At 64.8% G+C, this 17,408-nt stretch carries 22 protein-coding genes; 11 read left to right on the forward strand and 11 right to left on the reverse strand.

The window, feature by feature from the left end; all coding sequences use genetic code 11:
- Positions 1–61 precede the first annotated feature (61 nt).
- A complete protein-coding gene (locus QXZ94_RS19120) occupies positions 62–592 on the forward strand; it encodes an REP-associated tyrosine transposase (RefSeq protein ID WP_315721720.1) in 531 nt (176 codons plus the stop codon).
- A 1,106-nt stretch (positions 593–1,698) separates the two neighbouring features.
- Here QXZ94_RS19120 and QXZ94_RS19125 read toward each other — a convergent pair.
- From QXZ94_RS19125 to lgt, 5 genes are all read right to left on the reverse strand, one after another.
- On the reverse strand, positions 1,699–2,652 hold the full coding sequence (locus tag QXZ94_RS19125) for a ribose-phosphate pyrophosphokinase (RefSeq protein WP_172112515.1): 954 nt from the start codon (positions 2,650–2,652) through the stop codon (positions 1,699–1,701).
- Between the two features lie 165 nt (positions 2,653–2,817).
- Positions 2,818–3,381, reverse strand: a complete 564-nt coding sequence (locus QXZ94_RS19130; RefSeq protein ID WP_315726381.1) for a hypothetical protein — start codon at positions 3,379–3,381, stop codon at positions 2,818–2,820.
- A 195-nt stretch (positions 3,382–3,576) separates the two neighbouring features.
- Positions 3,577–4,323, reverse strand: a complete 747-nt coding sequence (gene pgeF, locus QXZ94_RS19135) for a peptidoglycan editing factor PgeF (protein ID WP_409998801.1) — start codon at positions 4,321–4,323, stop codon at positions 3,577–3,579.
- A 20-nt stretch (positions 4,324–4,343) separates the two neighbouring features.
- Positions 4,344–5,471, reverse strand: coding sequence for a class I SAM-dependent methyltransferase (locus QXZ94_RS19140; protein ID WP_172132318.1), 1,128 nt, complete (start codon positions 5,469–5,471; stop codon positions 4,344–4,346).
- Positions 5,468–6,325 (reverse strand): prolipoprotein diacylglyceryl transferase, encoded by an 858-nt coding sequence (lgt, locus tag QXZ94_RS19145; RefSeq protein WP_315721722.1) that lies wholly within the window; start codon positions 6,323–6,325, stop codon positions 5,468–5,470. Before lgt ends, QXZ94_RS19140 begins: the two co-directional genes overlap by 4 nt.
- A 258-nt stretch (positions 6,326–6,583) precedes the next feature.
- Here lgt and QXZ94_RS19150 point away from each other — a divergent pair, with 258 nt between their 5' ends.
- From QXZ94_RS19150 to ychF, 4 genes are all read left to right on the forward strand, one after another.
- Entirely contained in the window at positions 6,584–6,871 is a 288-nt protein-coding gene (locus QXZ94_RS19150; RefSeq protein WP_172112398.1) for an accessory factor UbiK family protein, read from the forward strand.
- A 190-nt stretch (positions 6,872–7,061) separates the two neighbouring features.
- Positions 7,062–7,763, forward strand: coding sequence for a 50S ribosomal protein L25/general stress protein Ctc (locus QXZ94_RS19155; protein WP_315721723.1), 702 nt, complete (start codon positions 7,062–7,064; stop codon positions 7,761–7,763).
- Positions 7,764–7,835: 72 nt separating this feature from the next.
- The gene (gene pth, locus QXZ94_RS19160) at positions 7,836–8,441 is read left to right on the forward strand and encodes an aminoacyl-tRNA hydrolase (RefSeq protein ID WP_315721724.1); all 606 of its coding nucleotides are present in this window, start codon (positions 7,836–7,838) and stop codon (positions 8,439–8,441) included.
- 41 nt (positions 8,442–8,482) lie between these two features.
- The gene (gene ychF, locus QXZ94_RS19165) at positions 8,483–9,580 is read left to right on the forward strand and encodes a redox-regulated ATPase YchF (protein WP_009029536.1); all 1,098 of its coding nucleotides are present in this window, start codon (positions 8,483–8,485) and stop codon (positions 9,578–9,580) included.
- Between the two features lie 18 nt (positions 9,581–9,598).
- Here the strand turns inward: ychF and QXZ94_RS19170 are convergent, their stop codons facing one another.
- On the reverse strand, positions 9,599–9,889 hold the full coding sequence (locus QXZ94_RS19170) for a DUF4282 domain-containing protein (RefSeq protein WP_172112402.1): 291 nt from the start codon (positions 9,887–9,889) through the stop codon (positions 9,599–9,601).
- Between the two features lie 221 nt (positions 9,890–10,110).
- Between QXZ94_RS19170 and QXZ94_RS19175 the strand changes: the two genes are divergently transcribed.
- The 3 genes from QXZ94_RS19175 to QXZ94_RS19185 all read left to right on the forward strand — a co-directional run bounded on the left by QXZ94_RS19175 (position 10,111) and on the right by QXZ94_RS19185 (position 11,310).
- Positions 10,111–10,572 carry a MaoC family dehydratase gene (locus tag QXZ94_RS19175; protein ID WP_315726383.1) on the forward strand — a complete coding sequence of 154 codons (462 nt, stop codon included), beginning with the start codon at positions 10,111–10,113 and terminating at the stop codon, positions 10,570–10,572.
- Positions 10,572–11,051 (forward strand): MaoC family dehydratase, encoded by a 480-nt coding sequence (locus QXZ94_RS19180; protein ID WP_315721725.1) that lies wholly within the window; start codon positions 10,572–10,574, stop codon positions 11,049–11,051. Before QXZ94_RS19175 ends, QXZ94_RS19180 begins: the two co-directional genes overlap by 1 nt.
- A gap of 109 nt (positions 11,052–11,160) precedes the next feature.
- On the forward strand, positions 11,161–11,310 hold the full coding sequence (locus QXZ94_RS19185; protein WP_172112180.1) for a hypothetical protein: 150 nt from the start codon (positions 11,161–11,163) through the stop codon (positions 11,308–11,310).
- 348 nt (positions 11,311–11,658) lie between these two features.
- Here the strand turns inward: QXZ94_RS19185 and QXZ94_RS19190 are convergent, their stop codons facing one another.
- The 5 genes from QXZ94_RS19190 to QXZ94_RS19210 form a co-directional block, all read right to left on the reverse strand.
- Positions 11,659–12,072: a hypothetical protein gene (locus tag QXZ94_RS19190; RefSeq protein ID WP_172112404.1), complete on the reverse strand. Its 414-nt coding sequence runs from the start codon at positions 12,070–12,072 to the stop codon at positions 11,659–11,661.
- 152 nt (positions 12,073–12,224) lie between these two features.
- The gene (locus QXZ94_RS19195; protein WP_315721727.1) at positions 12,225–13,160 is read right to left on the reverse strand and encodes a hypothetical protein; all 936 of its coding nucleotides are present in this window, start codon (positions 13,158–13,160) and stop codon (positions 12,225–12,227) included.
- A 134-nt stretch (positions 13,161–13,294) separates the two neighbouring features.
- Complete coding sequence (locus tag QXZ94_RS19200) at positions 13,295–13,735, reverse strand: nuclear transport factor 2 family protein (protein ID WP_315721728.1); 441 nt, start codon at positions 13,733–13,735, stop codon at positions 13,295–13,297.
- 211 nt (positions 13,736–13,946) lie between these two features.
- Positions 13,947–14,213, reverse strand: a complete 267-nt coding sequence (locus QXZ94_RS19205; RefSeq protein WP_315721729.1) for a hypothetical protein — start codon at positions 14,211–14,213, stop codon at positions 13,947–13,949.
- 123 nt (positions 14,214–14,336) lie between these two features.
- On the reverse strand, positions 14,337–14,783 hold the full coding sequence (locus QXZ94_RS19210) for a nuclear transport factor 2 family protein (protein ID WP_315721730.1): 447 nt from the start codon (positions 14,781–14,783) through the stop codon (positions 14,337–14,339).
- Between the two features lie 272 nt (positions 14,784–15,055).
- Between QXZ94_RS19210 and QXZ94_RS19215 the strand changes: the two genes are divergently transcribed.
- From QXZ94_RS19215 to QXZ94_RS19225, 3 genes are all read left to right on the forward strand, one after another.
- Complete coding sequence (locus tag QXZ94_RS19215) at positions 15,056–15,286, forward strand: hypothetical protein (protein ID WP_315721731.1); 231 nt, start codon at positions 15,056–15,058, stop codon at positions 15,284–15,286.
- A 154-nt stretch (positions 15,287–15,440) separates the two neighbouring features.
- Complete coding sequence (locus QXZ94_RS19220) at positions 15,441–15,833, forward strand: hypothetical protein (protein ID WP_315721732.1); 393 nt, start codon at positions 15,441–15,443, stop codon at positions 15,831–15,833.
- 295 nt (positions 15,834–16,128) lie between these two features.
- Positions 16,129–17,361: a benzoate/H(+) symporter BenE family transporter gene (locus QXZ94_RS19225; RefSeq protein WP_315721733.1), complete on the forward strand. Its 1,233-nt coding sequence runs from the start codon at positions 16,129–16,131 to the stop codon at positions 17,359–17,361.
- Positions 17,362–17,408 lie beyond the last annotated feature (47 nt).

The raw sequence follows: 17,408 nt of genomic DNA on the forward strand, positions 1-17,408 counted from the left end.
ATCTTGTATTAAGTGATCAACATCCCTAGCCTCGCCATCATCTCGACGCTGGCTTCGCCCCATGCCCAACTATCGTCGCGCATTTGTTCCAGGCGGCTGTTGGTTCTTCACCGTCAACCTGCTCGATCGGCGTCTTCGTCTGCTGATCGAACATATCGATATCTTGCGTTCGGCTGTAGCTACGACGCGGGAGAGATACCCGTTCGAGATCGATGCCTTCGTCGTCATGCCAGATCATCTGCACGCCGTCTGGACGCTGCCGCCTGATGATGCCGACTTCTCAACGCGCTGGCGGCTGATCAAAACTCGCTTCGCACGGCAGTTGCCGAGAACTGAACGCCTAAGCCAGGTTCGTCTCGCAAATGGAGAGCGGGGCATCTGGCAACGTCGATTTTGGGAGCATCTGATCCGCGACGAAGGTGATTATGCCCGGCACGTGGAGTATTGCTACATCAATCCAGTGAAGCATGGTCTCGTCAGCAGCGTTGTCGAATGGCCTCATTCGTCATTTCACCGCGATGTGCGCGCGGGGCTCTTCCCGAGCGATTGGGCTGGCGATGCCGCGGTCAGCGGAGAATTCGGGGAGAGATGAACAGCTCCCCTCAAAGTGTTTGTGCCGGGCGATGGCGGATTACGCTGCGCTAATCCGCCCTACGAAGCGGCATATGTAGCTGCGTAGGGCGGATTAGGCGAAGCCGTAATCCGCCAATCTCTGCCCGTCGCCCAAATCACTTTGTGTTGGCAAATGCTGTCCAGCCCTTCGGATAAAAATAAATCTTTTGCCTTTTTCGCCAAATCAGCATTATGGTCCCGCCCGTTCCGTTGCGTCGGAGGGGACGTATCGCGGTCGTCATGGACGTCGGCAGCGGAATGCGGTGGGCATGTCGGGTCGCAGCGTGAAGTGATTTGCGCCGACGAACGATCCGGCATGCACGGTCAAGTCGCGCGGTCCTGATACCCCGACGCTGGTATCACGCTTGCGCCGACGCTCACGCGTCGCGCGAGCAACGGTGGCCAAAAGCCGGTGCACCGGGGAGAACGCGAAGCAGCCGTCAAAACCATCGCGCAGGGAGGGCCGGGCGTTCTCGGCCAGACCTGTGGTACCTGCCGCCTGCATTTTTTTCGCAGGCGGGCCACGGGCGCGGCCAGCGCCCGGCCCTCCCTGCGCCCTTCGATGTGGAGGGCGGTGCTGAGAGCAAAGCTCGGACGCGATGTGCGCCGCGAGAACGAGGCGACGCGTCCCCATACTGATGCAGATTGTAGTTGGAGCCGTGAATGCGCCTCATCCTCGACTGTCGTCCCGGACAAGCCGCTGCGCGCGGCAGCGCGTTGCGGCGCCGATCCGGGATCCACAAGCCGCGGCAGTCGTGATGAGCACAAAGCCAACGGCCAGCGTGCCTCAATCCGCACCCTGGGGGTATGGGTCCCGGCGTTCGCCGGGACGACGCGTGTGGGCGGGATTGATGCCACACACTCCGTTGTCATCGCCCGGCTTGACCGGGCGATCTCAGTACTCCGAGACGTTCGTGACTGGATCGATGGGCCGCGGCGTACTGGATTCCCCGCTTTCGCGGGGAATGACAGTGGGGACTAAAGGCGACGCTTCCGATGTAGGGACAGTCAGCTCAATCGAACGAAGTTCGACAGTCTCGGCCGAGATGCCTCAGCCACCCCGTCGAACTCCTCAATTGACCAACCTCAGTCGAACAGGCTCGACACCGACTCTTCCGCCGCGGTGCGGCCGATCGCTTCGGCGATCAGCGGGGCGATCGGCAGCGCGCGGATGTTCGGGGCGTTGCGCACCGCCTCCGTCGGCATGATGGAGTCGGTGATGACGAGCTCCTTCAGGCGCGACGAGGTGATGCGGGTCGCGGCGCCACCGGAGAGCACGCCATGGGTGATGTAGGCGTAGACGTCCTTGGCGCCGTATTTCAGCAGCGCATCGGCTGCGTTCACCAGCGTGCCGCCGGAATCGACGATGTCGTCGATCAGGATGCAGGTGTGGCCGGAGACGTCGCCGATCACGTTCATGACCTCGGACTCGCCGGGACGCTCACGGCGCTTGTCGACGATGGCGAGCGGCGTGTTGATGCGCTTGGCGAGGCCGCGGGCGCGCGCCACGCCGCCGACGTCGGGCGACACCACCATCACGTTGGAGAGGTCGAAGCGGTCCTTGATGTCGCGCACCATCAGCGGCGCGGCATAGAGATTGTCGGTCGGAATGTCGAAGAAGCCCTGGATCTGCCCGGCATGCAGGTCGAGCGTCATGACGCGGTCGACGCCGGCATGGGTGATCAGGTTGGCGACCAGCTTGGCCGAGATCGGCGTGCGCGAGCCGGACTTGCGGTCCTGACGGGCGTAGCCGAAATACGGAACGACCGCGGTGATGCGGCGCGCGGACGCGCGGCGCAGCGCATCGGTGATGATCAAGAGCTCCATCAGCAGGTCGTTCGCCGGATAGGACGTCGACTGGATGATGAAGACGTCGGAGCCGCGCACGTTCTCCTGGATCTCGACGAAGATCTCCATGTCGGCGAAGCGCCGGACCACGGCCTTCGTCAGCGGCAGGCCGAGCTCGGCGGCGATGCCGGCGGCCAGGGCCGGATTGGAATTCCCGGCGACGAGTTTGATGGAGCCGTTCTTGGCCGACATCGCGAATTCTCCTCGCGGCTCGCTGGAGACCTTGTTCAGCATATCGGGTTATCCGTGGAACCGGCGGTTTTGCACGGGCGAGGTGATATCAAGGACACTGCGCAGCTGGCAACCCGCCGCAGGTGTTTTTCCCGGTCAAAAGCGGCGCAAAATGCGCCTCTTTGCCTAATGGTCGGTGTAGCCGAGGGCGGCGACGCTGGTGCCGTCGGACGACGGCGCGACGGATTCGACGGCGGCAACGGCAGGGCCGCGCGCGGCCGGCACCGCCGGCGGCGCGCTCTCGCTCGGCGGCGTGCCGTTCAGCATGTTGGCGAGCCCGCTGAATCCGGCCTGTGCGATCTTCCTGAGCACCATGTCGTCGACATTGTTCCAGGGATCGCGGCCGCCGCGTCCGACCGGCTCTTCACCCGACAGCCGCAGGGCGCGCTGCTGATTACGATCGTAGACGTCGAACACCCAGGCGATCACGCTCTTGCCGCTCACGACCTGGGCGGAGAGATAGGTGCGGACGCGATAGGCGGCGGGCGCCTCGCGCGAGACGACGGCAAGGCTGCGCAGCTTGGACTCGCTGTCGAGCACGCTGACCATGCGGTCGAAGATCTGCGGCGGCGGGCCGTCGATCTGCTCGAAGGCGATGGTGGCGCCACTCGACGACGGCGCCATTGCATAGGCGTTGGACGGGCCGCTGCTGCTCGCGCAGCCGCCGAGCGTTGCAGCAGACGCGATCAGCAAGGCGGCAACGCAGGCGTGCTGCGCGGCGCGGCTGATCCGTCGAAGTGGTGTCGGCGCTCCCCTCATCGTCGGGAGCGATATCGTTAAAATCGATTAACGTCTAGGTCGCGGCTGCCACAGATTGGGACAGAGTGCACTCAGTTGTACAGAAAGGGTTAAGCAATCCACATGCGGCCACAATCGCGCCCCGCTTCAGCCTTCCAGCATGATCGCATGAACGTGCCGGCCATAGTCCGGCTCCTTGCGATGCACCGAGCGGCGGTAACTGAAGAAGCGCTCATCCGCATAGGTGTCGAGGCCGAGGTCGTCGATCAGCAGCACGCCGGCATTTTCCAGCCGCATCCGGATGAAGCCGCCGAGGTCGAACATCGCATGCCCCTCCCGGGCCGAGGGCAGGAAGAAGCGCGCATGCTCGGCATCGTCGTCGATGAAGCGAGTGACGAACTCGGCGCCGACCTCGTAGCTCTGCTGGCGGATCAGCGGGCCGATGGCGGCAATGACCCGGCCGCGCTCGGCGCCGAGTTGCTCCATCGCCTGCAGCGTCGCTTCGAGCACGCCGGTCAATGCCCCCTTCCAGCCGGCATGCGCCGCGCCGATCACGCGCCGCTCGGGATCGGCGAACAGAATCGGCCCGCAATCGGCCGTCGTCACCCCGATCGCCAGATTGGGCGTTGCGGTGACCAGCGCATCGGCCTTCGGCCGGACCGGGCCGTCCCACGGTCCGGTCGCAACCACGACGTCGGGCGAGTGGATCTGATGAACGCTGAGGAATTGCTCGGGCGCGACGCCGAGATGCAGCGCCATGCGGCGGCGGTTTTCCCTGATGGCGTCCGGCTGATCGTTCGATCCCAGGCCGCCATTGAGGCCCGCATAGATGCCGTCGGAGACGCCGCCCTCGCGGGTGAAGAAGGCGTGGCGCAGCCCGGGGATCGCGGACATCACATCCGATGACACCAGCATCACGCGCCTCCCGTCTTCTCGTTGGTGTGCTCGTCGCTGATCCCGGCCAGCATGGGAATCGACGGATCGGACACGCCGAGCACCTTGAACAGCGAGCCCATGCCCTCGCGGCCGCCGCCGGTGAGGCGCTTCAGGCCGCTCGCAATGTCTGCGGAGACCTCGGGCGAGGCCTTCTGCATCAATGTGAGCGCCCGCGTCTCGATGCCGAGCCGCTGCAGGAACTCGCCCTGCGTGACCGGACCGTGCACGCGCGCGCCGACGGCATCCGCCGCTCGCGCGAGCGCATCGAAGTCGACATGCGCGGTGATGTCGGCAAGGCCGGGCGTCTTCAGCGGATCGGCGAAGCTGTGGCGGGCGATCGCCTGGAACGTGTCGCCGACGTCGCTGCGGACATGGCCGTAATCGACGATCACCGCGGCGCCGCGCTGCTCGCGGAGGCGCTTGGCAATCGCCATCATCTCCGTGTTCGGCCGCCATTCGAAGATCGCGCCGGCCGGCGCGGCGCGCACCAGCGGCGGCAGCAGCAGTTCGAAGCCCGCGGTCGGATCAGCGGCCGCGCCATAGACGAAGTTCTCCTCCTCGTCGAGCTCGACCACGCGCTCGTGCCAGCCGGTCTCGCGCCGGACCATCTGGTGCACCGGCAGCACGTCGAAATACTCATTGGCGAAGATGACGCTCGGCCCTTCAGGGACGTCGTCGAAGCTGTCGTGCCAGGTGACGTTGCGCAGCCCGGTCAGCGTCGCCTTCTGCTTCTCGCGCAGCACGGGATTGATCTCCACCAGATGCACCGAGAGCGTCTGGTACAGCGGCGGCAGCACGCGCAACGCGCGCAGCGCATCCGACATCATGGTGCCGCGGCCCGGCCCCAGCTCGATCAGCCGGAACTGCTGCGGCGATCCGGCCGCCTTCCAGATCGACGCCGCCCACAGGCCGAGCAGCTCGCCGAACATCTGGCTCACCTCGGGCGCGGTGGTGAAGTCGCCCTCGCGTCCGAGCGGATCGCGCGAGATGTAGTAGCCGTGCTCGGGGTGCATCAGGCACAGCTCCATGTAGCGCCAGACCGGCATCGGACCGGACGCCTTGATCAGCCGCTTGATCTCGGTGTGGAGCGGAGACGTCTCGATCACGGATGGGCCTGCAGCGAGGGAGTGGCTTGATGTACGCCGGGCTTGCGCAGCGCCCTGATCACCAGGATCGCACCGACGATCAGCATCGGCACCGACAGCAGCATGCCCATGGTCATGCCGCGCCAGAGGAAGCCGAGTTGCGGATCCGGTTCGCGGAACAGCTCGCTGACGATGCGGGCTGTGCCATACAGGGCGACGAAGCTACCAAGCACCAAGCCGGGCCGCTTCAATGCCCCGAACCGGATCATGACAGCCAGGATGCAAAACAGCAGCAGGCCCTCGAGGCCGGCCTCGTAGAGCTGGCTCGGGTGACGCGGCAGATGGGTGGGATCGGTCGGAAAGATCATGGCCCAAGGGAGATCAGGATCAGCCGCCCTGCCCCACAATTCCGGTTTGATGAAATTGGCGATGCGGCCCAGCAGCAGGCCGATCGGCGCGACCGCGGTGGTGATGTCGCCGAGCGAGAGGATCGGCAGGCCGTTGCGGCGGGCAAACCAGATCACGGCAATGACGCAGCCCATGAAGCCGCCATGGAACGACATGCCGCCGTTCCACAGCTGGAAGATGTCGAGCGGATCCTGGATGAAGTGAGGGAGATTGTAGAACAGCACATAGCCGGTGCGGCCGCCCAGAATGATGCCGATCGTGACCCAAAGGATGAAGTCGTCCAGCTGGACGGCGGACACCGGCGCCGGACCGCCCCACAGCCGCTCCTTCTTCAGGAGCGAGCGGGCATAGAACCATCCGATCACGATGCCGCAGATATAGGCCAGCGCGTACCAGCGGATGGCGAGCGGGCCGATCGCGATCGCGACCGGATCGAACACGGGGAAGTCGATGAGGAGAGGCGTCATTTACAGGCTTTCATGGGCACGGCATTCCGGTGTCCGGGGGAAGCACGCGGGCGATGCGGGCTCTGAACGGGCCCCGCCACAGGGACGGCGCGATGTCATCCATCGATGTCATCCAGGGCCGCTCATACAGCGCGGCGGGCCGACGCAACAAGTACGATGACAAGGAAACCGCGGCATGACAAGACGGGCCCATCTTGAAGGTGGCGGGACGGATCGCCATCCTGTGAGCGAGCGCGAGGCGGAAAGCGGAGTTTGAGCATGACCCAGACCAACAACCGGTTTTTCGACGAGATCGGCCGCCTGATGAACGACGCCGCCGGCGCCGCCCAGGGCATGAAGCGGGAGGTCGATTCCGTCATCCGCAACCAGGCGGAAAAGATCCTGAACGACCTCGACATCGTGAAGCGCGAGGAGTTCGAGGCGGTCAAGGACATGGCCCGGCTCGCCCGCGAGGAGAACGAGGCGCTGAAGGCGCGGATCGCGGCGCTGGAGGCCAAGCTCGGCGGAGCGGCCGGCACGCCGGGCGCCGGCAGCGCGGATGGCTGATGCCGGGGGCAAATCGGACCGGGACGGGACGAAGGGGCCGCCTGCCCCTTCATTTCCTTGTCATTTCCCGGGTTTGCCGCTAGAACGCCGCCACGTCCGCGGCCCCCGCACCCCTGGAGGCTTGCCGAAGGACGTCCAGCAACGGGCCGCATTGCGGCCTTTAACTTTTTAAAACAAGGACTTAAGCAAGATGGCGACCGTCAGAGAACTGAAGGCGACCGCCCGTCCGTCAGTCGGCAAGGGGGCCGCACGGGCAGAGCGTCGCGCCGGGAGAGTGCCCGGAGTGATTTATGGAGACAACCAGCCCCCGCTGCCGATCTCGGTGGAAGACCGCGAGCTGCGCCAGCGCATCCTCGCAGGCCGGTTTCTGACCACGATCTTCGACATCAGCCTCGACGGCAAGAAGCACCGGGTGATCCCGCGCGACTTCCATCTCGATCCGGTCAAGGACTTCCCGATCCACGTCGACTTCATGCGGCTCGGCCAGGGCGCGACCATCCGCGTCAGCGTGCCGCTGCACGTGGTGGGCTCGGAAGGCGCGCCGGGCGTCAAGCGTGGCGGCACGGTCAACATCGTGACCCACACCCTCGAGCTCGAGTGCCTCGCGGAGAACATTCCGCAGTTCATCGAGGCCGATGTCAGCGCGCTGGAAATCAACCACTCGCTGCACATCTCCGACGTCAAGCTGCCGACCGGCGTGAAGACGCTGTCGCGCGATGATTCGACGCTCGTCACCATCGTGCCGCCGTCGGGCTATGGCGAGGAGCAGAAGGCTGCCGCTGGCGCCGCCGCGGCTCCGGCTGCCGCTGCCCCGGCTGCCGGTGCAAAGGCGCCTGCCGCCGCCGCGAAGGCTCCTGCCGCCGCAGCCAAGGCCCCCGAGAAGAAGAAGTAAGCCGATCCGCTGTCGGGGCGCGCGGGCTGGTCCTGCGCGCCCCGGAGCGACGGCAGGTCCCGGTGCCGCGCCATGCTGCTGTTCGTCGGTCTCGGCAATCCCGGCGCGAAATACGCGCGCAACCGGCACAATATCGGCTTCATGGCCGTGGACGAGATTTCCCGGCGCCACCGCTTCTCGCCCTGGCGCCGCCGGTTTCAAGGCGAGACCTCGGAAGGTGCGCTCGACGGCGAGCGCGTCATTCTTCTGAAGCCGACGACCTATATGAACGAGTCCGGCCGCGCGGTGCAGGAAGCGGCCAGCTTCTTCAAGCTCGGCGTCGGCGACGTCACCGTGTTTCAGGACGAGCTCGAACTGCCCCCGGGCAAGCTACGCGTGAAGGTCGGCGGCGGCATCGCCGGACATAACGGGCTGCGCTCGATCTCCGCGCATCTCGGCAACGACTACCGCCGCGTCCGCCTCGGTATCGGCCATCCCGGCGTCAAGGAGCTGGTGCATGGCCACGTGCTGTCGGACTTCGCCAAGAGCGAGATGCCGTGGGTCGAGGCGCTGTGCGAGGCGGTGGCCGACAATGCAGGTTTGTTGACGGGCAAGCGCGACTCCACCTTCGCCAACAAGGTGCATCTGGCGCTGCAGGCCAAAGGTTTTCTGGACAAGGGCGACGCTGGCGCCGCGTGAGGCGCGCGCGGTTGTCGCTGTGAGAGGATGCGAGACGGATCATGGGATTCAAATGCGGGATCGTCGGCCTGCCCAACGTCGGCAAATCGACGCTGTTCAACGCGCTGACGGAGACGGCGGCGGCGCAGGCGGCGAACTATCCGTTCTGCACCATCGAGCCGAATGTCGGCGAGGTCGCCGTGCCCGATCCGCGGCTGGAGAAGCTCGCGGCCATTGCCAAGTCGGGCCAGATCATTCCGACGCGGCTGACCTTCGTCGACATCGCGGGCCTCGTCCGCGGCGCCTCCAAGGGTGAAGGCCTCGGCAACCAGTTTCTCGCCAACATCCGCGAGGTCGACGCCATCGCGCATGTGGTGCGCTGCTTCGAGGATTCCGACATCACCCATGTCGAGGGCAAGATCGCCCCGCTCGCCGACATCGAGACCATCGAGACCGAGCTGATGCTGGCCGATCTCGACAGCCTCGAGAAGCGCGTCGACAACCTCGCCAAGAAGGCCAAGGGCGGCGACAAGGACGCCAAGGAGCAGCACGATCTCGTCACCCGCGCACTGGTGCTGCTGCGCGACGGCAAGCCGGCGCGGCTGCTGGAGCGCAAGCCGGAGGAGGAGCGGGCCTTCGGCATGCTCGGCCTGCTGAGCTCGAAGCCGGTGCTGTACGTCTGCAACGTCGAGGAAGGCTCGGCCAAGGACGGCAACAGCTTCTCGCAGGCGGTGTTCGCCCGCGCCAAGGAAGAGGGCGCGATCGCCGTCGTGATCTCGGCCAAGATCGAGTCGGAGATTGCGACCTTGTCGCGCGAGGAGCGCGTCGACTTCCTTGAGACGCTCGGGCTTGAAGAGGCCGGCCTCGACCGGCTGATCCGGGCCGGCTATCAGCTGCTCGACCTGATCACCTACTTTACCGTCGGCCCGAAGGAGGCCCGCGCCTGGACCATCCACCGCGGCACCAAGGCCCCGGCGGCGGCGGGCGTCATTCACACCGATTTCGAGAAGGGCTTCATCCGCGCCGAGACGATCGCCTATGCCGACTACGTCGCGCTCGGCGGCGAGGCCGGGGCGCGCGAGGGCGGCAAGCTGCGGCTCGAGGGCAAGGAGTATGTCGTCGCCGACGGCGACGTGATGCACTTCCGCTTCAACAATTGAGGCGCCGCATGGGGCGGACTACATCCGCCCCTGCTCACGGATCGCGCCGAGGTGCTCGTTGATGCGGAAGACGATCAGCACGAATTCGGCGATGATGCGCGAGAACACCATGCCGACGATGACGCCGGCGAGCGACGAGAGCAGCAGCAGGAAGCCGCCGAACGGGCTGATCGCCATCTCGGCAAGGCCGGTGAAGATGCCGCGGATGCCCCAGAGAATGATGAGCGCAATCACCAGCCAATAGAACGTCTTGATGATGGTGGGCGTGATGAAGCGGTCCCACTGGAACAAATCGCGAAATTCCAACATCCTGATCCCCCAGCCACTTCCGAATCGCAACGCAAATCCGTCTTTAAGTCCTGCTCGAATCCGGCGCCAGACGGCAGGCGCGGCGGCCGAATTGATCCCGGTATCTGGCGCCTTCTGGCACTCTCGTGCGACGTGACCGGGCCTCAGCCATGCGAGCGGCCCGGTTGTGATTGCTGCAAAGTGCGGCCACAATCGGGCTTCTTTCAGCCATTCCCGACCCCATGACCCTCACCTTCGAAGATTTTCCCCAAGGCCCGTTCGGCAGCTTCGGCCCGCGACACGTCTCGCGCGACGAGATCATCGCCTTTGCGTCCGAGTTCGATCCGCAGCCGATGCACCTGGACGACGAGGCTGCTTCGCAGTCGATGCTCAAGGGCCTTTCGGGGTCAGGCTGGCATCTGTGCTCGCTGATGATGCGCATGATGTTCGACGGCTTCATCGGCCGCACCGCCTCACTGGGCTCACCGGGGGTCAACGAGGTGCGCTGGCTGTCGCCATTGCGACCGAACGACGAACTGATGCTCGATGTGGAGGTGAAGGAGTGCCGGGTGTCGCGCAGCCGGCCGTCGACCGGGATCGTCACGTTCAAATGCAGCGTGCGCAACAAGGCCGGCGAGAGGCTTTGCGAAATGGAATCTCCGATCATCGTCGAGCGGCGTGAGCGCAGCGGGCAGGTCGTCTGATGCGCTTCTTCGAGGATCTTCAGGTCGGCCAGCGCCGCGAGCTCGGCTCCTACACGTTCACTGCGGAGGAGATCAAACGCTTCGCCGCACAATTCGATCCGCAGCGCTTTCACCTCGACGAGGAGGAAGGCCGCAACTCGCTGTTCGGCGGGCTCGCCGCCTCCGGCTGGCATATCGGCTCGGTCTGCATGAAGCTGATCATCGCCGACAATCAACGGCTCGCGGAGATCGCGCGCTCGCGCGGCGAGCCGGTCGCGGTCGGGGGCCCCTCGCCCGGATTTCGTGAGCTGCGCTGGCTCAAGCCCGTGCTTGCCGGCGACACGATCAGCTTCGTGAGCGAGATTGATTCGCTTCGTGCATCGGCGTCGCGTCCGCAGTGGGGCATCTTGCAGGCGCGCAATACCGGCACCAATCAGCACGGTGAACTGGTGTTCTCCGTGCTCGCATCGGCCTTCGTGCCGAGACGGAACAATGGTTGAGGCGAAAAGGTCACGCTGCGTAGGATTGTCAGCACGGAACGAACTTCGCGCTAACGCATTCTGAACCCCGACTCTATAAGACAGCCCATCAGGGATCAGGATGTGGGGGATGAACATGGCAGATCGCAGCGGTCTGAAACTCCTCGGCTTTATCTTTGCCAGCGTGACGCTCGCGGTAATGCTTGCGACGGGAATGGTCGTGAAGGGATATGCCGACGGCTCGTATTCGCTGGAGACTTCGGCCTCCGTCGAAGAGTGACGATCTTAAATCTTTATTAACTACGACGAGCGGCGCAGCCGTTCGTAGCGGCGGTCTAACGGCTCCAGATGAGCACCATGACCGCCATCGCAATCACCAGCAATCCGACGAAGCGGACCATGATGGTCCCGATCCGCTGAGGCTGAGGCCGCAGCGGGATCGGATCGGTGTTTTCCGGCCGGATCGTTTCCATCGACGTGAATGCCCCCGCCCCAACATGCCCGCAAATAACTGGGCACGTGTTGGTCGCAGGGCCGTCACGAGACGTTCAAGGGTATGGCACCCCAACGACGAAAGCCGCCACGCGATGGCTCGCGCGGCGGCTCGCTTTGAAGTCCTTGAGACCGATCAGCTGCTGCGCAGACCGTCGGCGGCTCGCTTCCACTGAGTCACGTTCTCGGCGATCGCCCGCGTCGACTTCATCGCCGCCTGGCTGAGCTGGGCGTAGCTCGCGATCTCGCGCTGCACCCGCTGGCCTTCGGCGTGCAGCAATTCGCGGAGGCTCTCGAGCTCCCCGATCAGGTTCTCGATCTCCGACAGGGAGGTGCCGGCAACGCGCTGGATCAGCGTGGTGACGCTGTTGACGGCAGCATCGGCATCGATCGCGGCCTCGGCCGTGGCGGCCGCATTGGGGCGGCGCAGATAGGCGATATCATTACGGACGAAATCACGAATGCCGGCCTCGACTTCCGAGACCGCAGCCAGATCCGTATCCAGCTCGGCTTCAGTTCCATCGATCTTGTCCGGACGAATGGCATTCATCGGCTATTTCCTCATTTCGCGTTCAAGCGAGCGCGGTGTCCCCGCACGACGAACTTCTCAAAGCCTATCAGTGCGGCCAAATTGGGCCACACCGCGGCGAAGCTGCGGCGCCGGTTCGATCATTCGTGGCGGGCTGCCGCAATTCGTTAACCTTACCAGCTCCGCTTGAAGCCGGCGGAGATGCTCTTGCTGGTGCCGCCCTGCGCCGTTTCGCTGACCGTTCCGGACACGCTCAGACCATCCGACAGCTTCTGCTCGGCACCGATCTTGCGCAGCCACTTGTCATCGCTCGACGACAATGTTTGTCCCGCCGTGACGCTCGTACCGGTGTCCTCAATCGACAGCCTCGCGGATTGCTCGGTGTCGAAGCTGCGGCTCGTCTTTGGCGCGGCGCCAGGGATCGGCACCATGCCCTGCTGCGTGACGTTGTAGCCATTCTGCAAGGTCAGATTGTAGTGATCGATCGGCACGGCCTTGGTGATGGTGGTGCCGAGCCGGCTCTGGTCCGAGCCCGGATCGACACGAGCCTCGACCGCCGTCTTGTCCCAGATCGAGCCTGCGCCGGGCGCGGTGATGGCAGCCCAGGCCGAGCCGCCGGATTGCGGAGCGTTGCCGCCGTTCTCGGCCTTTTCCGCCAGCAATTCCGACATCGTGGTCGGCTGCCGTGCGACCGTCATGTCGGCGCCGACACGCGCGTCCCAGAACGGAGACACCGACTGCTTGACCGACACGCCGGAGGCAAGGCTTCCCTTGTTCTGGTTCGACCAGTCGAGCGCGGCCGCCTTCTCGGCCGCTGCTTTGCGCTTCGCCGCGGCAGCGGCCTCGGGACGATCGAGAAAGGTGGTCTCGTCGATCGCGAGCTGGCTCCAGTCGAGCTTCTCGACGTCGATGTCCTTCATCGGGTCAGCTGCGGCGACCTGATTTTCCGCCTCTTCGTCCTCTGCCTCCTGCGGGGCCGGAGCGATCTGCTGCCAGGGAACAATCTGCATCGGCTGCGGCGCCTGCATCAGAGACTGGGCCTGCGCGGAGGACGCAAGAACTCCGAAGCCGGCCGTGAAAACCGCCAGCGCGCAACCATACGATCTCATGAGAGCAACCCCCGCCGCCCGAACCTGTCCGTCAGAATATGGTCGAATCTTGGCGCAAAATTATGGCTGCGCCAGTCACGATATGTTGGGCTGTTGGTGGGTGTGACTGCAATCCAACACGCAGACGACCGGCTTCAGGCGAAGCTGCCGATCCGGGGCAGGTCGATGGGCCGGCCGAGCGTCTGCTCCACCAGATCGAACGTGTCGATGAGGATGCGCAGCCGCGCCAGCTTGCCGGCTCGAAAATGCATGAATTGCGCGAGCCGGGCCGTGATCGGCTTGTCGGACTCCTGGGTGGTCATGGCGCAGCGGACCATCGTGGCAGCCGCGCCGTCATCCAGCATCAGCGTCTCGCGATCGAGCCTTCGGATGTGCACGGTGTCCGCGATCTGCCGGACGGTCTCGAGCACAGCATCCTTGCCGAGCCGGGCGCCGAGAAACGGAAACATGTCGATCGGGCCGTAGATGGCCCAGTCAACGTCGTCGTCGAGAAGCTCGGTGAGCGCGTCGAATTGGCGGTCGTTGATCGCGCGATGCAACGCGCGCGACAGACGCCAGAGGCTATGCTCCGTCATCTTTCTGCTGATCCTGATCTGGCTTGCACGGCGGCGCGCCAGCCATCAGGCGATATCGTCATGACATCGCGCCGGGGCGCCAATCCAACTTAATGATCTCCTAGATACGCGTCTGAGAAGCACGCGCAACGGTTGTTTTTGCATTGCACAAATGCACACCGCGACCGCGTGGGACGTCGCCGCAGGGGTGGAGAATGACGATCGCGACTCTTCAACCCCGTTCGTGAGGCATATGTTGGCGCGCGATCGCCACCTCGTGATCGCGGAACGCCGCCATTCCGAACAGAGTGGCGCCGCCAAGGCCGCCAATCAGGGCGCCGAGCGGCATGAAGGTGAAGAACACCAGCATGCCGGCATAACCCTCGAACTCGCTGGTGCTGAACAGTTCGATCCAGGCGAGCCCCAGGCCGATTCCGACCGTGGCGCCCCCCACGACTCCCATCACCAGCCCTGCCATCGCCAGGAATGCGATCTTCATGTTCACCGATGCCCCGTCAGCTGCCCGCTGATGGGTTCGCGGCGGCGCCCGCAGGTTCAAACCGCGCACCAATCTCGTGCTGACATTTGCGTGATCGGCGGCGGATCGCCCCGGCGTGACGAGTCAGGGCCGAGCGGTTCCGGCGATCAGCAGCCGGCTGAGGTCGCATTCGAGCACCTGCTGCACCAGGTCGAACGTATCCATGATTTCACGGATGCGGCTGATGCGGCCGTCGCGCAGCGTGTAGAAGGCGGCCAGATCGTACTGCACGATGCGTTCGTTGTCGCGTTTGCGCAGGAAGATGCGGAGATCGGCGGCGACCTGGTCGCCTTCGCAGATCATGGTCTTGATCTCGTGCCTGACGTCCGCATAGCGGCTGCGGGCGACCTCCCACATCTGCCGCACCTCGGCCTTGCCGCGGCGTCGCCCGAGATGGGGAAAGATGTCGATCGGAGCGGAGGCGAAGTGCTCGAGGTCGTCACTGCAAAAGGCCAGCACCGTGTCGAAATCGCCGGCGGCATGGGCCTCGAGCAGCTTGCGCACGCGTTGCTTGTTGATGTGCTCGATCATCCTGTCTCCACTGACCGGAATGCCCTTGTTGCCGCCACTCGTTCTGGAGAGATTGGCCTTCGACCGTCAATCACCCGTGCGACCGTCTGCAGGCACAATGCGCCGATACGGTGAATGGAAGCTTGGCAACAGGTCGTGCACGCGATCAAGTCTCTCAAGCCGTAGGTCAGAGGCGCGATCAAAAGGTTCGCGTCAGGCATGACATTGGTTGCGTGGCGGGAACTACGCCGCATAGCGATGGTTAGAGAACAGCCTTCCTATGGAGCACGAACATGAAAGCCATGCTTGCCTTGACAGTCGCCGCCATTGCGCTGCTATCCACCGAAGCCGCCGAGGCCAAGGGCTGCATCAAGGGTGCCATCGTCGGCGGCGTGGCCGGCCATTATGCCGGTCACCACGGCGTGCTCGGCGCAGCCGCAGGCTGCCTCTATGGCCGTCATCGCGCCAAGGAGCAGGACCGTCAGCAGCAGCAGACCCGGGTGAACGGCCAGGGCCGCATGTAGCTGACGCAATAGCGTCGCAATGACTTGACGCATCCGGGCGTCAGATGGCCGGTACGCTCACGACGTGATCCGCCTCACGGTGATGACGGTCAAAGCGGGCTACATCGGATCCGTCTGGTCCTCGCCGAGGGCCCCCGCAAATGGATGTCCGATCATGCACGCCGCCGCGTCCCCCAGCTCATCGGCGCCAAAGGCGCCGCTTCTCAACCTGCTCGAAGGAATGGCACTGACCGCCCTGTTCCAGGCCATTCCGACCTACGCCGGTGCCGCGCTGATTCTCAAGCTGGCGCACAGCACGGCATTGCACACCAGCATCATCGGCTTCGTCGCCACGGCGACCATCATCCATGTGCTGATGACCTCGGCCGCCGGACCGCGCTATCCGCATGTGCTCAAGCAGGCCTATGCAGCGGAGTTCTACGACGCGACGATCGGCGTCGCCGACAAGGTGCTGCGCTGGCGCACGCAGTCCGAAGGCTCGCTGCAGCTGTTGAGCTCGACGGTGATGCTGGCAATGCTGTCGGTCGCCGCACTCGCGATGGGCTGAAGTGCGTTCAGGGCATCGCCTCCCCTTCGTCCGTTGAAGGCAGAGCTAACAGTCCATTCTCGGCGGCGGGTGGCGACAGCACGGAGACCCGGCAACTCCAAAGGATGTAATCCGCTCGTCGATCACAATCGTGGACTGGTCCGAGAGCGTCAACAGAGACCATCGCTTCGATCGAGGTAGATTGCGAACGGCCCGGCAATCCATTCCCCGCCTTGCACAGTTCACCTCATTCCGCCACAACAGCCGGCGCGACACCAAGGACGACCACAAGAACACGCTCCGAGCCCCTGATTCCATGTTCAGCGCCATCGAACGGCCCGCGGGTCGGCCACCCGGCCTCGGTCAGGTCAAGACTGACTTCGGTCCGCTCTACGCCTCGCACGGCTTCATCGGCTGGCTGTTCGCCATCACAGGGCCCGTGGCCATCATCCTGTCGGTCGGTGCCAATGGCGGGCTGTCGCAGGCGGAGATCGCGTCGTGGATCTTCGGCGTGTTCTTCATCAACGGCCTGATCACGATCCTGCTGTCATGGCTCTATCGCGAGCCGCTGGTGCTGTTCTGGACCATTCCGGGCACCGTCCTGGTTGGACAGTCGCTGACCCATCTCAGTTTTCCGCAGGTCATCGGAGCGTTCTACGGCACCGCACTGCTGATGCTCGTTCTGGGGTTGTCGGGCTGGGTCAAGCGCGCGATGCAGCTGGTGCCGATGCCGATCGTGATGGGCATGGTGGCCGGCGTCTTCCTGCGGTTCGGCCTCGACCTGGTCCGCGCCGTGCTCGGCGAATTCGCCATTGCCGGGCCGATGGTCGGCGTGTGGCTCGTGCTGACGGCGCTGCCCGCGCTCGGGCGGCGCTGTCCGCCGATCATCGGCGCGCTGGTCGTCGGCACGCTCGCAGCCACTGCGTTCGGCAGATATGATCAGGATGCGTCGCTGCAGATTGCACTGATCAGCCCGGTGATCCCAACCCCGTCCTGGTCGCTGGCGGCCATGATCGAGCTCGTGGTGCCGCTCGCAGTCACCGTGCTGGTGGTGCAGAACGGCCAGGGCTTTGCGGTGCTGACAGCCGCTGGCCACAAGCCGCCAGTCAATGCCTTGACCCTTGCCTGCGGCCTCGGCTCGGCGCTGGCTGCCATCGTCGGCGGCGTCTCGACCTGCCTCACCGGTCCGACCAACGCCATCGTGGTCTCCAACGGCGAGCGCAAGCGCCATTATACTGCGGCGATGCTCGTCGGCGTCCTCGCGATCGGCTTCGGCCTGCTGGCGCCGACCTTCACAACGCTGTTGTTGATCGCGCCGAAATCATTGATCACCACGTTGGCGGGCCTGGCCATGCTGCGCGTACTGCAGACGGCGTTCGTGACCGCCTTCAAGACACGGTTCTCGCTCGGCGCTCTGATGGCCTTCCTCGTGACCGTCGCCGACGTGCCGCTGCTCAACATCGGCGCGGCATTCTGGGGGCTCGTCGCCGGCTTTGCGATCTCGTGGCTGCTCGAGCGGGCGGATTTTGCAGCTGCGTCGGACGTGTGAGCCGCTTACCGCATCGCATCACGCGTCGTCGTCGCATCCCCAGCCCA

The organism is Bradyrhizobium sp. SZCCHNS2022 (assembly GCF_032377575.1).
GTDB classification, from domain to species: Bacteria; Pseudomonadota; Alphaproteobacteria; order Rhizobiales; family Xanthobacteraceae; genus Bradyrhizobium; species Bradyrhizobium aeschynomenes.

Bases quoted from the DNA above. Each gene is read 5' to 3' on its own strand.
- QXZ94_RS19120 (WP_315721720.1), top strand. From the start codon at position 62: ATGCCCAACTATCGTCGCGCATTTGTTCCAGGCGGCTGTTGGTTCTTC.
- QXZ94_RS19125 (WP_172112515.1), bottom strand. From the start codon at position 2,652: ATGTCGGCCAAGAACGGCTCCATCAAACTCGTCGCCGGGAATTCCAAT.
- pgeF (WP_409998801.1), bottom strand. From the start codon at position 4,323: ATGTCCGCGATCCCCGGGCTGCGCCACGCCTTCTTCACCCGCGAGGGC.
- lgt (WP_315721722.1), bottom strand. From the start codon at position 6,325: ATGACGCCTCTCCTCATCGACTTCCCCGTGTTCGATCCGGTCGCGATC.
- QXZ94_RS19150 (WP_172112398.1), top strand. From the start codon at position 6,584: ATGACCCAGACCAACAACCGGTTTTTCGACGAGATCGGCCGCCTGATG.
- QXZ94_RS19155 (WP_315721723.1), top strand. From the start codon at position 7,062: ATGGCGACCGTCAGAGAACTGAAGGCGACCGCCCGTCCGTCAGTCGGC.
- pth (WP_315721724.1), top strand. From the start codon at position 7,836: ATGCTGCTGTTCGTCGGTCTCGGCAATCCCGGCGCGAAATACGCGCGC.
- ychF (WP_009029536.1), top strand. From the start codon at position 8,483: ATGGGATTCAAATGCGGGATCGTCGGCCTGCCCAACGTCGGCAAATCG.
- QXZ94_RS19170 (WP_172112402.1), bottom strand. From the start codon at position 9,889: ATGTTGGAATTTCGCGATTTGTTCCAGTGGGACCGCTTCATCACGCCC.
- QXZ94_RS19175 (WP_315726383.1), top strand. From the start codon at position 10,111: ATGACCCTCACCTTCGAAGATTTTCCCCAAGGCCCGTTCGGCAGCTTC.
- QXZ94_RS19180 (WP_315721725.1), top strand. From the start codon at position 10,572: ATGCGCTTCTTCGAGGATCTTCAGGTCGGCCAGCGCCGCGAGCTCGGC.
- QXZ94_RS19185 (WP_172112180.1), top strand. From the start codon at position 11,161: ATGAACATGGCAGATCGCAGCGGTCTGAAACTCCTCGGCTTTATCTTT.
- QXZ94_RS19190 (WP_172112404.1), bottom strand. From the start codon at position 12,072: ATGAATGCCATTCGTCCGGACAAGATCGATGGAACTGAAGCCGAGCTG.
- QXZ94_RS19195 (WP_315721727.1), bottom strand. From the start codon at position 13,160: ATGAGATCGTATGGTTGCGCGCTGGCGGTTTTCACGGCCGGCTTCGGA.
- QXZ94_RS19200 (WP_315721728.1), bottom strand. From the start codon at position 13,735: ATGACGGAGCATAGCCTCTGGCGTCTGTCGCGCGCGTTGCATCGCGCG.
- QXZ94_RS19205 (WP_315721729.1), bottom strand. From the start codon at position 14,213: ATGAAGATCGCATTCCTGGCGATGGCAGGGCTGGTGATGGGAGTCGTG.
- QXZ94_RS19210 (WP_315721730.1), bottom strand. From the start codon at position 14,783: ATGATCGAGCACATCAACAAGCAACGCGTGCGCAAGCTGCTCGAGGCC.
- QXZ94_RS19215 (WP_315721731.1), top strand. From the start codon at position 15,056: ATGAAAGCCATGCTTGCCTTGACAGTCGCCGCCATTGCGCTGCTATCC.
- QXZ94_RS19220 (WP_315721732.1), top strand. From the start codon at position 15,441: ATGCACGCCGCCGCGTCCCCCAGCTCATCGGCGCCAAAGGCGCCGCTT.
- QXZ94_RS19225 (WP_315721733.1), top strand. From the start codon at position 16,129: ATGTTCAGCGCCATCGAACGGCCCGCGGGTCGGCCACCCGGCCTCGGT.